This is a genomic window from Lysobacter sp. M15, from assembly GCF_022662515.1.
Lineage (GTDB): Bacteria > Pseudomonadota > Gammaproteobacteria > Xanthomonadales > Xanthomonadaceae > JAKPBU01.
Genome location: NZ_JAKPBV010000002.1, coordinates 192,229 through 210,593, shown reverse-complemented (window position 1 = coordinate 210,593; position 18,365 = coordinate 192,229). Strand labels below are relative to the sequence as shown.

Annotated in this window: 14 protein-coding genes; 9 read left to right on the top strand and 5 right to left on the bottom strand. The window is 69.6% G+C overall.

Annotated elements, in window-relative coordinates; genetic code table 11:
• The first annotated feature begins 76 nt into the window (after positions 1 to 76).
• From lpxB to MC380_RS01720, 8 genes are all read left to right on the top strand, one after another.
• A complete protein-coding gene (gene lpxB / locus MC380_RS01755; RefSeq protein WP_242162681.1) occupies positions 77 to 1,264 on the top strand; it encodes a lipid-A-disaccharide synthase in 1,188 nt (395 codons plus the stop codon).
• A gap of 7 nt (positions 1,265 to 1,271) precedes the next feature.
• Entirely contained in the window at positions 1,272 to 1,895 is a 624-nt protein-coding gene (locus tag MC380_RS01750; protein ID WP_242104396.1) for a ribonuclease HII, read from the top strand.
• A gap of 249 nt (positions 1,896 to 2,144) precedes the next feature.
• Complete coding sequence (dnaE, locus tag MC380_RS01745; RefSeq protein WP_242162678.1) at positions 2,145 to 5,663, top strand: DNA polymerase III subunit alpha; 3,519 nt, start codon at positions 2,145 to 2,147, stop codon at positions 5,661 to 5,663.
• Between the two features lie 79 nt (positions 5,664 to 5,742).
• Entirely contained in the window at positions 5,743 to 6,702 is a 960-nt protein-coding gene (locus MC380_RS01740; protein ID WP_242104398.1) for an acetyl-CoA carboxylase carboxyltransferase subunit alpha, read from the top strand.
• Between the two features lie 82 nt (positions 6,703 to 6,784).
• Positions 6,785 to 7,090 (top strand): hypothetical protein, encoded by a 306-nt coding sequence (locus MC380_RS01735; protein WP_242104399.1) that lies wholly within the window; start codon positions 6,785 to 6,787, stop codon positions 7,088 to 7,090.
• A gap of 57 nt (positions 7,091 to 7,147) precedes the next feature.
• Entirely contained in the window at positions 7,148 to 8,488 is a 1,341-nt protein-coding gene (gene tilS, locus MC380_RS01730) for a tRNA lysidine(34) synthetase TilS (protein ID WP_242162676.1), read from the top strand.
• Positions 8,489 to 8,555: 67 nt separating this feature from the next.
• Complete coding sequence (locus MC380_RS01725; RefSeq protein ID WP_242104401.1) at positions 8,556 to 8,819, top strand: exodeoxyribonuclease VII small subunit; 264 nt, start codon at positions 8,556 to 8,558, stop codon at positions 8,817 to 8,819.
• Complete coding sequence (locus MC380_RS01720; protein ID WP_242162675.1) at positions 8,812 to 9,783, top strand: polyprenyl synthetase family protein; 972 nt, start codon at positions 8,812 to 8,814, stop codon at positions 9,781 to 9,783. The genes MC380_RS01725 and MC380_RS01720 overlap by 8 nt, the downstream gene beginning before the upstream one ends.
• A gap of 44 nt (positions 9,784 to 9,827) precedes the next feature.
• Here the strand turns inward: MC380_RS01720 and MC380_RS01715 are convergent, their stop codons facing one another.
• From MC380_RS01715 to pmbA, 3 genes are all read right to left on the bottom strand, one after another.
• A complete protein-coding gene (locus MC380_RS01715) occupies positions 9,828 to 10,241 on the bottom strand; it encodes a DUF4870 domain-containing protein (protein ID WP_242104403.1) in 414 nt (137 codons plus the stop codon).
• A gap of 113 nt (positions 10,242 to 10,354) precedes the next feature.
• Positions 10,355 to 10,780 (bottom strand): DUF4870 domain-containing protein, encoded by a 426-nt coding sequence (locus MC380_RS01710; RefSeq protein ID WP_242104404.1) that lies wholly within the window; start codon positions 10,778 to 10,780, stop codon positions 10,355 to 10,357.
• Positions 10,781 to 10,817: 37 nt separating this feature from the next.
• Complete coding sequence (pmbA, locus tag MC380_RS01705; protein WP_242162673.1) at positions 10,818 to 12,197, bottom strand: metalloprotease PmbA; 1,380 nt, start codon at positions 12,195 to 12,197, stop codon at positions 10,818 to 10,820.
• Between the two features lie 110 nt (positions 12,198 to 12,307).
• On the opposite strand from pmbA, the gene yjgA reads away from it, so the two are divergent.
• Complete coding sequence (yjgA, locus tag MC380_RS01700) at positions 12,308 to 12,871, top strand: ribosome biogenesis factor YjgA (protein ID WP_242162671.1); 564 nt, start codon at positions 12,308 to 12,310, stop codon at positions 12,869 to 12,871.
• Positions 12,872 to 12,915: 44 nt separating this feature from the next.
• On the opposite strand, the gene tldD is transcribed toward yjgA, so the two are convergent.
• On the bottom strand, positions 12,916 to 14,361 hold the full coding sequence (gene tldD, locus MC380_RS01695; RefSeq protein WP_242104636.1) for a metalloprotease TldD: 1,446 nt from the start codon (positions 14,359 to 14,361) through the stop codon (positions 12,916 to 12,918).
• 108 nt (positions 14,362 to 14,469) lie between these two features.
• The gene (locus MC380_RS01690; protein ID WP_242162668.1) at positions 14,470 to 18,363 is read right to left on the bottom strand and encodes a YhdP family protein; all 3,894 of its coding nucleotides are present in this window, start codon (positions 18,361 to 18,363) and stop codon (positions 14,470 to 14,472) included.
• Positions 18,364 to 18,365: the final 2 nt, after the last annotated feature.

Genomic DNA, 18,365 nt, shown 5'->3' with positions numbered 1-18,365 from the left:
CGTTCGGTGGCCTTCGCGGCCGGACTCGGGCCATGCGAATCCGGCCCGGACGGCCGTAACGACCAGAGCAACCGACGTGCCCAATTCCCCCATCCCCACCACCGAACGCGGCCCCAGGATCGCGCTGTGCGCCGGCGAGTCTTCGGGCGACCAGCTCGGCGCCGGCCTGATCGAGGCGCTGCACCGGCGATTCCCCGATGCATCGTTCGCGGGCATCGGTGGCGAGGCGATGCGCGCGGCGGGGATGGAGACCTGGCACGACGCGCAGGAACTGGCGGTGATGGGGCTGAGCGAAGTGCTCTCGCACCTGCCGCGTCTGCTGCGCCTGCGCCGGGAATTCCGCGAGCGCGTGCTCGCATGGAAGCCGGATGTATTCGTCGGCATCGACGCGCCGGACTTCAACCTCGGCGTCGAGCGCTGGCTGAAGGCGCGCAAGCTGCGCACGGTGCATTACGTCAGCCCGTCGGTCTGGGCCTGGCGCGAGGGACGCGCGGCGAAGATCGGACGCAGCGCCGACCGGGTGCTGTGCCTGTTCCCGATGGAGCCGGACATCTACGCGCGGCATCGGGTCGACGCGCGCTTCGTCGGCCATCCGTTGGCCGATGCCATGCCGCTCGATCCCGACCGCGGCCAGGCCCGCGCCGCGCTGGGCATCGCCTTTCACGATCCGGTGCTGGCGCTGCTGCCCGGCAGCCGGCTGGGCGAAATCGCGCGCATGCTGCCGGATTTCCTGCGGGCGGCATCCCGGGTCGCCGAGCGCGTCACCGGCCTGCAGGTGCTGGTGCCCGCCGCGAATGCAGCCTGCGCCGAAGCGATCCGCGCCGAACTGGCCCGCCACCCAGCGCTCGCGCGCCGGGTCCGGCTGCTCGATGCTCACGCCCGCGAGGCAATGATCGCCAGCGACGTGGTCCTGCTCGCCTCGGGCACTGCCGCGCTCGAGGCGATGCTGGCCAAGCGGCCGATCGTGGTCGGCCACCGGATCGCGCCGACGACCTATCGCATCGTCCGCGCCTTCGGCCTGCTCAAGACCCGGTACGTCAGCCTGCCGAATGTGCTGGCCGGTGAAGCCCTGGTGCCCGAACTGCTGCAGGACGACTGCACGCCAGACCGGCTGGCAGCGGCGGTGCTGCATTGGTTCGAACAGCCCGAAGCCGTGGCCGCGTTGCGACCGCGGTTCCGCGCGATTCACGAGGCGCTACGTCGTAACGCTTCGGAGCGCGCTGCCGAGGCGGTCACGGAGCTGTTGGCCGCGAACGCGCCATAATCCGGCCATGGACGGCAGCTTTCACCCCGACCCCGGTCCGCCGCAACCGCCCTTGCGCATCGCCGGCGTCGACGAAGCCGGGCGCGGGCCGCTGGCCGGGCCCGTGGTCGTCGCAGCGGTGGTATTCCCCGCCGTGCGCACGCCAGTGAACGGGCTCGACGACTCCAAGCGCCTGTCGCCGCAGCGCCGCGAAGCGCTCTATCCGCGCATCGTCGAGCGCGCGCTGGCCTGGCACGTGGTGTCCGTGGAAGTCGAGGACATCGACCGCCTCAACATCTACCACGCGACGATGCTCGGCATGCGCCTCGCGATCGAAGCAGTGCAGCACGCCTGCGACCTGACGCGCATCGACGGCAATGCGCTGCCGCGCGGCCTGGGCTGCCGTGCCGAAACGGTCGTTGGCGGGGACGCCAGCGAACGCGCGATCATGGCGGCGTCGATCCTCGCCAAAGTCACGCGTGACAGGCGCATGCGCGAACTGCACGCGCTTTACCCGCAATACGGCTTCGACCGCCACAAGGGCTACAGCTGCCCGGAGCACTTCGCCGCCTTGCGCGCATACGGGCCGTGCCCCCAGCACCGGCGTAGTTTCGCTCCGGTGCGGGAGTGCGGACAGACGGCGCTTTTCTAGTCGCTGCCCCCGGGGCCAGTCGGCTGGCCGATCAGCGGTACTCGCGCATCGAATCCAGGCATGCCACGGATCTCGAAATCGACGCCAGCGGGACCGCCAAGCGTTGAGCGACGCCTGCCGATTCAAGGGCCGCCCAGCTCGGCGGCCCTTTTTTTCCGGCGCGTGGCGCCTGCGTGATCCCATGCCTGTCAAGCCTTGTCCGGGCCAGTCGCCGGCCCTAACCTGCGGACTCATCCAGCGGCTCCGCCGATGCCCGCCCGCTTCGTTCATCTCCACTTGCACAGCGAGTACTCGCTCGCCGATTCGACGATCCGCATACCGGAACTCGTTGCGCGTTGCGCTGCCCTGCAGCAGCCGGCAGTGGCGGTGACCGACCGCAACAACCTCTTCGCCCTGGTCAAGTTCTACCGGGAAGCGGAGAAGGCCGGGATCAAGCCGATCGCCGGGGCCGACGTGTGCGTAGCCGACGGCGACGGCAAGCTGTGGGACCTCACCCTGCTCTGCCGCGACCGCGCCGGCTATCTCGAACTGTCGCGCCTGCTCAGCCGCGCATGGATGGAAGGCCAGCGCCACGACGGCGTGGTGCTGCGGCCGCAATGGCTGCAGGACGAGGTCGGCGGTCTGTTCGCGATCGCGGGGCGTCACAGTCTGGCCGGGCAGCTCGCCGCCGGAGGCCGTCACGACCAGGCCGAACAGGTCGTGCGTGGCTGGCAGTCGGTCTTCGGCGACCGCCTGCACCTGGAACTCACCCGCTGCGGGCTGGCTGGCGAAGACGCGTTCAACGCCTTCGCCCTCGCCGCCGCGGCGACGTGCGGCGTCCCGGTGATCGCCAGCAACGACGTGCGCTTCCTGGATGCCGACGGATTCGAAGCCCATGAGGCGCGCGTGTGCATCGCCTCGGGGCGGGTGCTCGACGATCCGCGCCGCCCGCGCGACTACAGCGCAGAACAGTTCCTGAAATCCCCGGAGGAGATGGCGGCGCTGTTCGCCGACGTGCCGGACGCCGTCGACAACACCGTGGAACTGGCGCGCCGCTGCAACTTCGAGCTGAGCCTGGGCACCTATTACCTGCCGGCGTTTCCGGTGCCGTCGGACCACACCCTGGAAAGCTGGATCCGCAGCGAGGCCCGCGACGGACTGGCACGTCGGCTGGAGAAGCATCCGCCGCCGCCCGAGCACGGCGTCTCGCCCTACGAACAGCGGCTGCAGAGCGAGCTGGACGTGATCGTGGGGATGGGGTTCGCCGGCTACTTCCTGATCGTGGCGGACTTCATCAACTGGGCCAAGGACCATGGCATCCCGGTCGGCCCCGGCCGTGGGTCGGGCGCCGGTTCGCTGGTGGCCTGGGCGCTGGGCATCACCGACCTGGATCCATTGCCGTACGACCTGCTGTTCGAGCGCTTTCTCAATCCCGAACGCGTGTCGATGCCCGACTTCGACATCGACTTCTGCATGGACCGGCGCGACGAGGTCATCGACTACGTCGCCGCCAAGTACGGCCGCGACCGGGTCAGCCAGATCATCACCTACGGCACCATGGCCGCGAAGGCGGTGGTGCGCGACGTGGGACGCGTGCTCGGCTATCCCTACGGCTTCGTCGACAGCATCGCCAAGCTGGTGCCGATGACCCTGGGCATCGGCCTGGAAGACGCGCTCGGACGCACCGAGAAATCCCGCCGCGATGAGGCCTGGCGCTCGCCCGAACTGATCGCGCGCTACAACGACGAGGACGACGTCCGCGACCTGCTCGACCTGGCTTTGCAGCTCGAGGACCTGACCCGCAACGCCGGCAAACATGCCGGCGGCGTGGTGATCGCGCCCAGTCCCCTGTCCGAGTTCTGCCCGCTGTACGCCGAACACGATGGCCACGGCGGCGGCCGCAACCCGGTCACCCAGTTCGACAAGGACGACGTGGAAGCAGTGGGCCTGGTGAAGTTCGACTTCCTCGGCCTGCGCACGCTCACGATCATCGACTGGGCGGTGAAGGCCATCAACCAGCGGCGTGGAGATGCTGCCGCGCTCGACATCACCGCCCTCCCCTTGGACGACCACGCGACCTACGAACTGTTCGCACGCGGCGATACCGTGGCGGTGTTCCAGTTCGAATCGCGCGGCATGCGCGAGCTGCTCAAGCGCGCGCGGCCCGACACCTTCGAGGACATCATCGCCCTGGCGGCGCTGTTCCGCCCCGGCCCGCTCGGTTCCGGAATGGACCGCGAATGGGTCGACCGCAAGCATGGCCACACCGAGGTCAGCTATCCGCACGAATCGCTCGAGCCGGTGCTCAAGCCGACCTACGGCGTGATCGTCTACCAGGAACAGGTGATGCAGATCGCCCAGGTCCTGGCGGGCTACTCGCTGGGCGAGGCGGACCTGCTGCGGCGCGCGATGGGCAAGAAAAAGCCCGAGGAAATGGCCAAGGAGCGCGCCAAGTTCGAGGCCGGCGCCGCGCAGCGCGGCGTCGACCCGCGCCGTGCCACGCAGATCTTCGACCTGATGGAGAAGTTCGCCGAGTACGGCTTCAACAAGTCGCATTCGGCCGCGTACGCGTTGGTCGCCTATCAGACCGCGTGGCTCAAGGTGCACCATCCGGCCGAGTTCATGGCGGCGGTGCTGTCCAGCGACATGGACAATACCGACAAGGTGGTCGGTTTCCTCGACGAGACGCGTGCGCTCGGGCTCACCGTGCTGCCGCCGGACGTCAATTCGTCCACCTACATGTTCGAAGCGATGGACGATCGCACCATCCGCTACGGTCTTGGCGCGGTCAAAGGCGTGGGCCGCGGCGCGTGCGAAGCCATCGCAGAGGAACGCACGCGCGGCGGCGCGTACGCGGACCTGCTCGACTTCTGCAAGCGGGTCGACTCGAGCCGGCTCAACAAGCGCGTGCTCGAGGCGCTGGTCAACGCCGGCGCGCTCGACGCGCTCGGTGCAAACCGCCCGTCGCTGCTGCTGCAGCTGCCGGAAGTGCTCAAGGCCTCCGACCAGCTCGCCCGCGAACGCGAGGCAGGCCAAGTGTCGCTGTTCGGCGGCTTCGCCGAATCCGCGCCTGCGCTGCGGATCGAACTGCCACAGGCGCCGGACTGGTCTCTGGCCCAGAAGCTGCAAGGCGAACGCGACACCCTCGGGCATTACCTCAGCGGCCACCCGCTGGACCCGTATCGCGAAGAGCTGCGCGCCCTGGTCGGCTACACCCTGGGCGACCTCGACACCCTGTGGCAGGGCCGGCCGCAGGACGCGCGCAGCGGCTGGCGCCCGGAGATGACCGCGGTCATCGCAGGCCAGGTGGTGGGCCTGCGCAAGAAGGGCGACAGCCAGGCTTTCGTGCAGCTGGAGGACGGGCTCGGAAGGATCGAATGCGCGTTCTTCGCCGAAGCCTATCTGGAGTACGCCGCGCTGCTGACCCGCGACCGCATCCTGGTGGTCGAGGGCGGCCTGCGCGAGGACGAATTCAGCGGCGGGTTCGCGCTGCGCGCGCGCCGCTGCTGGGAATACCACAAGCTGTGCGAGACCTCTGCGCAACGGCTGTCGATGAGCCTGGACCTGCGCACGCCCGGTGCGCTGGCAGGCATCGAGGAGATCCTGGCCCGCCACCGCCCAGGTTCGACGCCGCTGCTTTACCAGCTGGTCGTGGACGGCGCGCAGGGCAGGCTCGATCTCAACGGCAGCGAGGGCGTCCGCGTCGACGCCGACCTGCCCGCGGTGCTGCGCACCCAGCCCGGCGTGCGCGCGGTCAAGGTGGCGATGGCCAAGCCCTGGGCGCATTGACCCACGCGAGCGGACTCGACGCCCTCACACCCTACCGCCGGGTACGGGCCGCCCGCCCCCGTTCCGCTAGACTTCGCCGATGAATCCGAACTACCTCGACTTCGAACAGCCGATCGCCGACCTCGAAGCCAGGCTCCAGGACCTGCGCCATGCCAGCACCGGGCCCGCGGTCAACATCGACTCCGAGGTCCGCACCCTGCAGGCCAAGCTGCGCCAGCGCACGGCGCACATCTTCCGCGACCTGTCGCCGTGGCAGATCTCGCAGCTCGCGCGCCATCCGCAGCGGCCCTACACCAACGATTACATCCGCGCGTTCTGCGACGAATTCGAGGAGCTCGCCGGCGACCGCGCCTACTCCGACGATGCCGCCATTGTCGGCGGCCTGGGCCGCATCGACGGTCGCAGCGTGGTGATCATCGGCCATCAGAAGGGTCGCGACACCAAGGCCAAGGTCCGGCGCAACTTCGGCATGCCGCGGCCGGAGGGCTATCGCAAGGCGCTGCGGCTGATGAAGCTGGCCGAGCGCTTCAAACTGCCCCTGCTCACCTTCATCGACACGCCAGGTGCGTATCCGGGCATCGGTGCCGAGGAACGCGGCCAGTCCGAAGCCATCGCCCGCAACCTGCTGGAAATGGCGGAATTGCGCACGCCCATCATCTGCACCGTGATCGGCGAGGGCGGCAGCGGCGGCGCGCTGGCGATCGGCGTGGGCGACCGCACGCTGATGCTCGAATACAGCACCTATTCGGTGATCTCGCCCGAAGGCTGCGCCTCGATCCTGTGGAAATCGGCGGACAAGGCCAAGGACGCCGCCGAACAGCTGGGGCTCACGGCGAAACGGCTCAAGGAACTCGGGCTCGTCGACAAGGTCATCCGCGAACCCATCGGCGGCGCGCACCGCAATGCGAAGCAGATGGCCACGCGCCTGAAGGCGGTGCTGATGAACGAACTCGACGTGCTCGAGGCGCTGCCGATCGACAAGTTGCTGGCCCAGCGCTACAAACGCCTGCGCGGCTACGGCGCATACGAAGCCGCCTGAGCGCGGGACCCCCTGCTTGCCCCTGGCGCCGCCGCGCTAAAGTGCCTATGCCGCGGTTCCGCGGCGCCATGGGGAGTTGGGCATGCTGATCAGGAAAGTCGGGGTGTTGTCGCTGGCGATCAATTCGGCCGTGATCGGCGCGGTCGCCGGCCTGGTGGTCGCAGTAGTCTTCCTGCTGTTCGGCTCGGCGGTCATGACGATGATGCAGGCAACGCACGGCGGCGCCGGGCTGGAAGGCTCCGCGTTCGGCGCCGGCATGGGCGTGGTGGGGCTGGTCCTGTTTCCGATCATGTATGCCGTGTTCGGCTTCATCGGCGGGGCGATCTACGCCCTGATCTTCAACCTGGCGGCCCGGATCACTGGCGGGCTGCAGATCGAGACGGCCTGACGCCGCTGGACCCGCAGTGGCCAGGGCCACTGCAGGTCGCCGCGCCGCCACTCACGCATGCCAGGCACACGGCCGCCCCGCCCTTCCACGACTGACGGCCTCGACATCGCCGCACCGGAGGCGCCGGTGCTCGTGGGATTCAGCGGCGGCTTGGACTCGACCGTGCTGCTGCACCTGCTGGCGGCCTCCGCACAGGTGCGCGCGACAGGCCTGCGCGCGGTCCACGTGCATCACGGCCTGCATCGCGAGGCGGATGCCTGGGCGGCACACGTGCGCGAGGTGTGCACAACCTTCGATGTGCCGCTCTCGGTGATCGGGGTCGAGGTTCGACGCGATAGCGGCCATGGCCTGGAAGGCGCCGCGCGCGTGGCCAGGCTCGCGGCCTTCGCCAGGGAGCTGCAGCCGGGCGAAGTGCTTGCGCTCGCGCATCATCGCGACGACCAGGCCGAAACCTTCCTGCTGCGTGCGCTGCGCGCGTCCGGGCCGGATGGTCTGGCCGCGATGCGGCCGTGGCGGCCCTTTGCGCAGGGCTGGTTGTGGCGGCCGTTGCTGGACATTCCGCGCGCTGCGCTGAGCGACCATGCGCACGCGCACGGTCTGCACTGGATCGAAGACGACTCCAACGCCGATACGAGCCTCGATCGCAATTTCCTGCGCCAGCGCGTGCTGCCTGCGCTGCGCGAACGCTGGCCGCAGGCCGATGCGGCATTCGCGCGTGTTGCGTCCCTGCAGGCCGCATCGGTCGAACTGCTCGAAGCAGAAGACGCGCGCGCACTCGCCACCGCGCGGACAGCCGATCCCCACGCGCTGCAGCTGGCGCCGCTGCTCGCGCTGCCACCGGCCCGCCGCGCCCGCGTGCTGCGCCGCTGGATCGCGATCCTGGAGTTGCCGCCGCTGCCCGGCGAAGGCATCGTCCGGATCGAGTCCGAACTTCTCCCCGCCGCTGCCGACACCGAAGCCGAATTCGCCTGGGCCGGCGCCGTCATCCACCGCTGGCGCGATCTGCTGTATGCCGACCACGAACGCGAAGCGCTGCCAGCGGATTGGTCGGTGACATGGTGCATGGACGCGCCACTGGTCCTGCCTACCGGCGATCGGCTGGAACTGGACGTGGCCTGTACATTCGACACCGACGTCCACGTGCATGCACGCGTCGGCGGCGAGCGCATCGTCCTGCCAGGCCGCACCCATTCGCACGCGCTCAAGCATGTGCTGCAGGAGCTCGGCGTGCCGCCGTGGGAGCGCAAGCGGTTGCCGCTGCTGTCGGATGCGGCGGGCAATCTGCTCGCGGCCGGAGATCTGGTGTATTCGGCCACTTTCGACGCGTGGCTGCGCGACCGCCAGCTGCGACTGGTGTGGACCTGCACCTGGCCGCACGCGCGCTCGCCGTCCCCGTGACCACTGACCATTGCGCGCCCCGCTCGCCGGTTGGCCGCGCCGGATGCGCCTGCAGTAGACTTGCACCATGCCGCGCAAGCCGGAAAACGAAGCCTCTCCCGTCGCCAATTTCGAGGCTTCGCTCGAGGCGCTCGAAACGCTGGTGGAGCAGATGGAGCGCGGCGAAATGAGCCTGGAGGAGTCGCTGGCGGCCTACGAGCGCGGCGTCGGCCTGTACCGGCACTGCCAGGCGGCGCTGGAGCAGGCGGAGCTACGGGTCAAGCTGCTCAGCGATCCCGCCGACCCGGCCACCGCAGAACCCTTCCAGCCCGGCAACGCGCCGGATGCGTGAGTCGCCGTTGCTGGACGCGCTGTTCGCCCGATGGCGGCAGCGGGTCGACGACGCCATCGCCGCGGCCCTGCCCGACCCCGAGACCGAGCCCCGCCGCCTGCACGCGGCCATGCGCCATGCGGCGCTGCTCGGCGGCAAGCGGATGCGCCCGCTGCTGGTGTACGCCACCGGCGCCGCGCTCGGTACGGACCTGGAGCGGCTGGATCCTGCCGCCACCGCGGTCGAACTGATCCACGCCTATTCGCTGGTGCACGACGACCTTCCCGCCATGGACGACGACGCCCTGCGCCGCGGCCAGCCCACGGTGCATGTGGCCTTCGGCGAGGCGACCGCGATTCTCGCTGGCGACGCGCTGCAAAGCCTCGCCTTCGAACAACTGGCGCGGGCCGCGCTGCCGGCCGAAACCAGCCTCGCCATGCTCGCGGAACTGGCGAACGCCGCGGGCGCCGCCGGTATGTGCGGCGGTCAGGCCCTGGACATCGACGCGACCGCGCCGCGGCCGCACCCGCCTGCAAATTCGTCAGCCGCGCCGCAGCGCGCCGACGAAACCCGCTTGCATGAGCCGTTTTCCTTCCCCACCGTGACGCTCGAATCCCTCGAGCGCCTGCACGCGATGAAGACCGGCGCGCTGTTGCGCGCGTCGGTGCGGCTCGGCGCGATCGCGGCGCAGGCCGATGCGCCGGTGCGCGCACGCCTGGACGCCTATGCCGAAGCGCTGGGACTGGCCTTCCAGATACGCGACGATCTGCTCGACGTGGAAGGCGACAGCGCCACGCTCGGCAAGACCGCGGGCAAGGACGCCGCGCAGGCGAAGACCACGTTCCCGTCGTTGATCGGAGCCGAGGGCTCGCGCGAGACATTGCGCAGGCTTTCAGCGCAAATGGAAGCAGCGCTGGCCGACCTCGACGACAACGCAGCCGCGCTGCGTGCGCTCGCACGTCTGGTCGTCGAGCGCGATCGCTGACCGACGACATCGCGGGGCGGCTTCGCGCCGCCCCGCGTAGCGGTTCATTTGAACAGGCGGATCGTCAGCGGATAGCGGTACATGTGGCCGTCGTAGGCCTTGAACGTGGCGATCAGGCTGCACACCAGCCACATCAGGCCGAGCACGATCCACACCGGCAGCGCCACGATGATGCCGATGCCGAGGGTGAAGATCACCAGCACCACGGCGATCGCCGCGTAGATGAACATGCTGACGTTGAAGTTCAGCGCTTCGCGGGCATGTTCCGCGGCGAAGGCGGACTTGTCGCGCACGACCATCCACACTACGAACGCGGCCACCGCGCCCGCGATGCCCGCGGCCCAGCTGGTCAGCAGCGCGAGCGCCAGGGCCCCGGCATGCGCCCCGGCCGCCCACTGGCGATCGCTCTGGGTCGGGGACGTGGTCTGACCCGTGCTCGGTTGGACAGTGTTTTCCATCGTCGACTCCTCCCGGAAGGATTCCGGTCGCTCAAACCAGATGCGGTCGCGGCGCCGGCGCTCAAGCCAACGTTCGACCTAGTTACAGCGTAACAACCGTTCGCGCACGCGGCTCACTTCACCAGGCGCAACGCGAACGGGTAGCGATAGGCCACGCCATCGTTGGCCTTGACCGCCGCGATCACGATGAACACCAGCGCGGCCACCCCAAGGATCAGCATCAGCGGCGCGGTGACCACGAACCCGATGCCCAGGGTGCCGATGCCCAGCAGCACGAGTACCAGCAGCGCGAGCGCCACGGTGATGTTGAAGTTCAGCGCTTCCTTGGCCTGGTCGGTCACGAACGGCATCGTGTCCTTCTTGATCTGCCAGATGATCAACGGCCCGAGCACGCAGCCGATGCCACCAAGCGTGTTGCTGGTCAGCAGCCCTCCGGCGATCGCGGACAGGTGGGCGAACATCGCCCACTGGCGTTCCTGGGCATCGGGGGTCCCTTCGGGGGCGGGTGGCGGGGTGGTGGCATCGTCCCATTGGCTCATCGCTGGCTCCCGTGGCGTGGCGTGATGCGACTCTACTTCATTGTGCGCCGGCGACGGTCATCCGCCCGACCAGGATGGACCCGGTGCGGATATGCGAGCGCGGGTCGAGGTCGCTGCCGACCGCCTCGATCGCGGCGAACATCTGCCGCAGGTTGCCGGCGATGGTGATGCCGTCGACGGGATGGACGATCGCACCGTTCTCCACCAGGAAGCCGGCCGCGCCGCGCGAGTAGTCGCCGGTGACGTTGTTCACCCCCTGGCCCATCAGCTCGGTGACCAGCAGCCCGCGGGACATGCCGGCCACCAGGGCGTCGCGCCCGGCGGCATTGGCACCGACCAGGAGGTTGTGCACGCCGCCGGCGTTCGCCGTCGTCGCCAGACCCAGTTTGCGTGCCGAATAGCTGCCCAGCACGTAGCGCTGCAGCACGCCGGCCTCGATCAGTGCGGTACGGGCGGTCGCGACGCCTTCGGAATCGAACGCCGCCGAGCGGAAGCCGCGCGCCAGGAACGGGTCCTCGACGATCGAGAACCAGTCCGGGAACAGCTGCTGCCCGGCCGCATCGACCAGGAAGCTCGCACGCCGGTACAACGCCCCACCCGAGACCGCGCCCACCAGATGTCCGACCAGGGAGCGCGCCATCTCCGCCGAAAACAGCACCGGCATCTCGGTCGTCGCCAGCTGCCGCGCGTCCAGGCGCGAAGCCGCGCGTTCGGCCGCCCGGCGTCCGATGGCCGCCGGCGTTTCCAGGTCCTCCGCGGCAAGTGCCGTGCTGTACCAGCCATCGCGCTGCATCGCCTCGCCGCGCCCGGCGATCAGCGCGCAGCCGATGGAATGGTGGGTGCCACGTTCCTGGCCGACGAAACCGTGCGAGTTGGCATAGACGCTGAGCGACTCGCCGGTGGATACCGAGGCGCCGTCGGAATTCTCGATCCGCGGGTCGGCGTCGCGCCCGGCGGCTTCGCAGGCCAGCGCCAAGTCGATGGCGCGATCGGCGTCGATCGACCACGGGTGCCAGCTGTCGAATTCGGGAAACCTGCCCTCCGCGGGCGGGCGCGCCATCAGCGCGGCGTCCGCCAGCCCCGCGGCGGGATCGTCCTCGGTGAACTTCGCGATCGCGCAGGCCTGGGCCACCGTTGCGACCAGGCTCTCCTCGCGCAGGTCCGCGGTGCTCGCGCTGCCCTTGCGCTGGCCAAAATACGCCGTGACCGAAATGCCGCGGTCGCGATTAGATTCGACCGTCTCCACGCCGCCCATGCGCACGTTGACGCTCAGGCCGCGCTGGTCGGAGCACGACACTTCCACCTGCGAAGCACCCTGGGCGCGTGCACGCTCAAGCAGCTGCGCGGCGATCCCCTCGAGCTGGCCGAGCCTGTCGCGGCTGTCGTCGTGGATGGCGGAATCGATGACTGCGTTCAATGGCTTATCCTAGATTCGCAACAAGGCGGTGTGTGTACAGGTCTCGAGTGCGCTCGGACTGCACCTACCCGCCGGCAGGTGCCGGGGAGCCCCGGGACGATGGAGAGGCGATGCGCGGACGCGACGACGACAGCGGCGAATACCTCGGCCCGAGCCGCAAGCAGCAGCGGCGCGATGCGCTGGACGTGCTCGCGCTGGTGAATCAGCTGGGCGAGCACAGCGCCAGCCAGCTGGAAAAGCTGCCGCTGCCCGAACACCTCCTGCCGCACTTCGCCGACCTCCGGCGCATCACCGCGCATGGCGCGCGCAAGCGCCAGGTGGCGTTCATCGCCAAGCGCATGCGCGGCGAAGACAACGAGGTCCTGGCTGCGATCCGCGACGCGATGGAAGCCGGCGGCGAGGCGGCGCGCCAGGAAACCGCCCTGCTGCACCGGGCCGAAACCTGGCGCGAGCGCCTGCTGGCCGACGGCGATGCCGCGCTGTCCGCGCTGCTGGACGAGCATCCCGGCGCCGATCGCCAGCAACTGCGGCAACTGATCCGCAACGCGCTCGAAGAACGTGCGAAGAACAAGCCGCCGCGAGCGTTTCGCGAGCTGTTCCGCGAACTGCGGGAACTGCTGGGACACGAGAGACCGGAAACGGGAGACGAGGCAAACGAAGCGTCCGAACGCTAGCGCTTTTCCGTCTCCCTTCTCCCGTTTCCCGTCTCCCGGTTTCATCACGCCCGCGTCCCGCCCACGGTCAGCTGGTCGATCAGCAGGGAGGGCTGGCCCACGCCCACGGGCACGCTCTGTCCGTCCTTCCCGCACACGCCCACGCCATCGTCCAGCGCCATGTCGTGGCCGATCATCTTTACCCGCTGCATGGTTTCGGGACCGTTGCCGATCAGGGTGGCGCCCTTGACCGGCGCGGTGACCTTGCCATCCTCGATCAGGTAGGCCTCGGTCGCGGAGAACACGTACTTGCCGCTGGTGATGTCGACCTGGCCGCCGCCGAAGTTCACCGCGTACAGGCCCTTCTTCACCGAACGGATCATCTCGTCCGGATCGTGGGTTCCGGCGAGCATGTAGGTGTTGGTCATGCGCGGCATCACCAGGTGCGCGAACGATTCGCGCCGGCCGTTGCCCGTGGGCGCCATCCCCATCAGCCGTGCATTGAGCGTGTCCTGCATGTAGCCGGTGAGCACGCCGTCCTCGATCAGCGTGGTGCAGGACGTCGGCGTGCCTTCGTCGTCAATGTTGAGCGAGCCGCGGCGTCCATCGAGCGTGCCGTCGTCGACGATGGTGACGCCGGGCGAAGCGACCCGCTGGCCCATGCGCCCGGCATACGTGGAAGTGCCCTTGCGGTTGAAATCGCCTTCGAGTCCGTGACCCACCGCCTCATGCAGCAGCACGCCTGGCCAGCCGCTGCCCAGCACCACCGGCATCACGCCTGCAGGTGCGTCGATCGCCTCCAGGTTCACCAGCGCCTGACGCAGCGCCTCGCGCGCGAATTTTTCCGGACGGCCTTCACCGAGCAGCTCGGCGTAGGAATAGCGGCCGCCGTAGCCGGCATAGCCCGATTCGCGGCGGCCGTTGTGTTCCACGATCACCTGCACATTGAGCCGCACCAGCGGCCGCACGTCGCCGGCCAGCACGCCGTCGCTGCGCGCGACCAGCACGGTGTCGACGCCGCCCGTCAGCCCGACCACCACCTGCTGCACCCGCGGATCGAGCGCACGCAGCAGCTTGTCGACCCGGCGCAGGGCCTCGACCTTGGCCTCGTTGCCGAGCACATCGATCGGATCCTGGGCCGGATACAGGCTGCGTCCCGCGCCGGGCGCGAGAGTGCCTTGCGCGTGCGAGCGGCCGTCGCGCGAGATTGCGCGCGCCGACTGCGCGGCCGACAGCAGCGCCTCGGCGTTGATGTCGTCGGAATAGGCGAACCCGGTCTTCTCGCCGCTGATCGCGCGCACGCCGACGCCCTGCTCGATCGAATGCGCGCCTTCCTTGACGATGCCGTCCTCCACGGTCCAGCTCTCGCGCCGCGAGTGCTGGAAATACAGATCGCCGAAATCGATGCCCGGCCCGAGCAGGCTGCCGAAGGTGCGGTCGAGGCCTTGGGTGTCGAGGCCGGCCGGCAGCAGCAGGCGGGACTGGGCGATCTGGAGTGAGCTGGACATCAGGCTGGGCGTTCCCGTAATTGGAGGACCATCATCCCGACTGCAGGCATCGATTCGCGCTGCCGGCGACGGGATGACAGGTTGAAGAGATTGCGACTAACGGCGACGCAATCAACCGGGCGGTTCCTTGGTGACGGCTGCGGCGTCGCCCCGGCTGATGGTTTCGACCTTGGGATCTTTCCACGGCCCGGTCACGCGATAGGACTTGGCCGCCAGCTGGCCCAGGGGCTTGTTGAGCACCGCATTGGCCGCGGCACCGATTGCGGCGCCGACCGGCCCGCCCGCGATCGCGCCAGCCACCGTCAGCAGGTTGCCGGCCCTGGGGAACACATCGATGGTCTGGTCGTAGGTCTGCGCCCGAAGATCGGCCGCGCCGCGGATCCGGATCTCGGCGGCGGGCCCGTCGATGTTCAGATCGTTGCTGCGCGCATTGCCGCCGCCGAAGTGCACCTGTCCGCTGATCTTGTTGAACGCGAAGCCCTTGTCGAAAAAGTCGCGGAAGTCGAATGCCAGACGGCGCGGCAGCTGGGCGATGCTGAGCAGGCCCAGCACGCGGCCGGCTCCAGGTTCGACCTCGACCAGCTGGCCGTCGCGCAGGTCCAGGCGCATGTCGCCCGCCAGGTCGGCGAGGCGGAATGTCGCCGGACTGCCCGGCCATTGCGCCTGCAGCCGGACCTCGCCCTCGCCCTTGGCGATCTGCCGGAAACCGAATGCACCCAACAGCGCGCCGAAGTTCTCGCTCTGCCAGCGCCCGTCCAGACGCGTCTGCATGCTGCCGGTGCGCCGCATCCAGTCGCCGCTGATGTCGATCGACTGCCCCTTGGCACGCGTTTGCAACTGGACGATGCGCATGCCCGCAGCGACCGGCTGGGTGCGCAGGCTGGCCGTGCCCAGGCGCGCGTCGCCGAAGCGCAGATCGTCGATCACGAGAATCAACGGCGGAACCTTGGACGGATCGGTGTCGTCCGCAGCCGGGGCGCGCTCATTAGGCATAGGAGACGGCGTCGCAGCAGGAGCCGCACCGGTCACAGCCTTGCTCGCCGCGCGCCAGTGCAGGCGTTCGAAGCGGCCGGCAATCGCCTCGGCGGCGGACTGCGGCAGCATGAAGGCACCGCTGAGCGCACTCCCCTCCATACGCACCGCGGTGCCGCCGGTTGCCGGCGCGGCGCGCAGGCGGGTGTTGGGGAAGCTGGCGCCGATCAGCTGCAGACCTGCCACGGTCACATCGACCGAACGCAGGGGCACGCCCCCGCTCGTCGCTGCGGATGACGCCGAAGGGGGCGATGCCCCTGCTGCTGCAGGACCGCCCCCACGCGTGAGCGCCGCCCAGTCGATCACATCCAGGCGATCACTGCGCCCGGTGGCGACCAGGCCCGAGGGTGGCGGCGCGGCGTCGACCCGACTGGCGCCCAGCACGACCCGCACTCCGGTCTGTCCGCCACGGCTGCGCGCGCGCAGCGCCAGCCGGTTGCCGAACGCCACGGCGACTTCGCCCTCGCCCAGGGGCAGCGCCACGTCGACCGTGGTCGGAAGCGCAGTCGACGCGGGCTTGTCCAACGGCGCCGGCAGCGTCAGCGTGGTGCCGACCAGGTTCGAGCGCAGCTGCAGCCTGCTCGGCGCCGCCGGCGACGCGCCTGCCTTGGGCACGCCCATGGCGAGGGTCCATGCCGACGTCCCGCTGATCCTGGGCCGCAACCAGCGCAGGTCAGGTGCACGATCGAGCAGATCCTCCGCGCTCAGCTGTGCGTCGAGTTCGGCTTCGAAAGCCTGGCGCTCATCGTGCACGTACTCGCCGGCCCGCAGCGCCAGCCGGCCCGGCCGGCCTTGGTGCACGACCTCGAGCCCGTCGGCATCGAAGCCGCCCCGCCCGTAGCGCGCGCTGCCGCTCACGTCGGCGAACGCCAGGTCCCAGCGCTTCTCCGAGAGCCGGGCGCGCTGCAAGGCGACCGTGCCCTGCATCACCGATGGCGGCGCGCCGCGATGCAGTGGCAGCTGAAGCCCGAACTCCACCCGCGCAGGGCCGGTCGCCTCGATGTTGGCGAGGGTTTCACCATGGGCCTTGCGCAGCGGGCTTTGTCGCAGCAGGTCGAGCAGCCGCGAGGCATCGGTCGCGGCGTTCGCATCCACCGTGAGCACCGCACGACCGAAATGCTCGATGCCGGCATCGAAGCTGCCGATCGTTACCCCCGCGATCGATGCGCGTTGCCCGCGCACCCGGAACCCATCCGCGATGAAGTCGACTTCCGCGTCCATGCGTTCGGCCGCCGGCCATTCCGGCTGGAACTTCACGACCGCATTCCGAATGTGTGCCGAGGCATGGAACACGCCATTCGCCGGCTGGCCGTCGCGACTACGGAACGGCCAATCGTCCAGATCGCCGGAGACCAGCGCCCGTCCGCCCTGCACGGTGCCACCGAGCAGCGCGGTATCGAGCCAGCGCACCGCGGCCGCCGGCATGCCGTGGCGCAACCAGAATCCCTTGGCGGCCACCACCGGCGCCGGGCCGACGTTGGCGGCCAGGTCCATCCGCGGACGGGTGCCGTCGCCCTGGAACCACAAGCCTCCGCGCAGGTCGACGCCGTAGTTGCGCCCGCGCACCGACAGGCTGGAGGTTTCCGCGCGCCATCCCGCCCCCTCGCGCCAGCCGACAATATTGCCGCGCAACGACATGCGATGCGCGACGCCGAATCCACGCGGCCAGTCCACGGTCACCGCCGAAGCCGGATCGAAACGGAAGTCCAACGCGTCGGCGTCGCCCAGCAATTCCCCACCCAGCCCGCGCAACCCCGGAGCGCCTGCCACCGGCTGGAAGCCGGTGTCGGCCAGGCGGCCATTGACCTGGAGCGCGCCGCCACGCACGCCGACGGCGCGAATGTCGATGAGCGTGGCCTCCGGTCTTGCCGCCTGCAGCCATCCGCGCAGGCCAGGCGCAAGGCGGTCGCTCAACGCCGTCACCGCAATCAACGGCGCAGCATCGATGCGCGCAGCCAGCAGCACATTCCTGCTGCCGCCTGCGACCGTGACGCGTTGCAGGCGCGGCGCACCCGCGCCATCGGCGAATTCCAGCAGCGGCGTGTCCAGCCGCCAGCCGCCGTCCACCGTTGTCCATTGCAACTTGCCGCGCACGCGATCGAGCCTGACCCGGGGCAGCGCTGCTCCGGGACGCGCTGCTTCGCCCTGCAGCTCGACGCGTTGCAGCGCAAGATCCGCGAACACGCCCACCACACGGTGCGCACGCAGCTTCGCCCACGCCTGCGCGCGACCACCGCCGGCCTCCACGCTCACGCCCGCATAGCGCAGCAACGGCGACCACTGCGCGAGTTCGGTGCGGCGCGACGCGATCCAGGCCTGGCCGTCACCGGCCTTGCGGTCGAAGTCGAAGACCGCGTCGACCGGCGCACCGCCCGGCCGCATCCATGCGCGGACGCCCGCACGCACGCGATCGCCCTCCACCCGCAGCCGCAGGTGCACCTGCGGCACCCGTGTATCCAGGCCCAGCGACGACGCGACCACATGCAGCTTCGCGCCGATCACCTGCAGTTCGCCCAGACGTTGCAATGACGCCAGCGGATCGCCGCCGGGGCGCTGCTGCCCGGGCAGGCCGCGCACGCGCCAACGGCCACCGGTCTCGCGCTCGAGGGTGAGATCCAGGTTGCGTACGCGCAGCTCGGTGAACGAGCGTCCGGGCAGCAACCCTGAGTACTGGGAGACCAGCATCTCGGCATCGCCGATCGTGATCTCCTCTGCGCCGGAACCGATCCGCAGGTTCGCAAGCTTCAGCAGCGGTCCGCGCCGGGTCCATTGCGTGTCGACCGCATCGAAACGGACCGGACGTCCTGCACGGTCGCTCAGCCATCCGGCGACGCGGTCAGGGTGGCGCTCGGCCAGCGGCAGGATCTGGGTCGCCGCCAGGCCCACCAGCGCCATCAGCACCAGCACGGTGGTCACCAGATACGCCACGCCATGATGCGCGCGACGCAATCGCTGCAGCCAGCGCAAGTGCATCA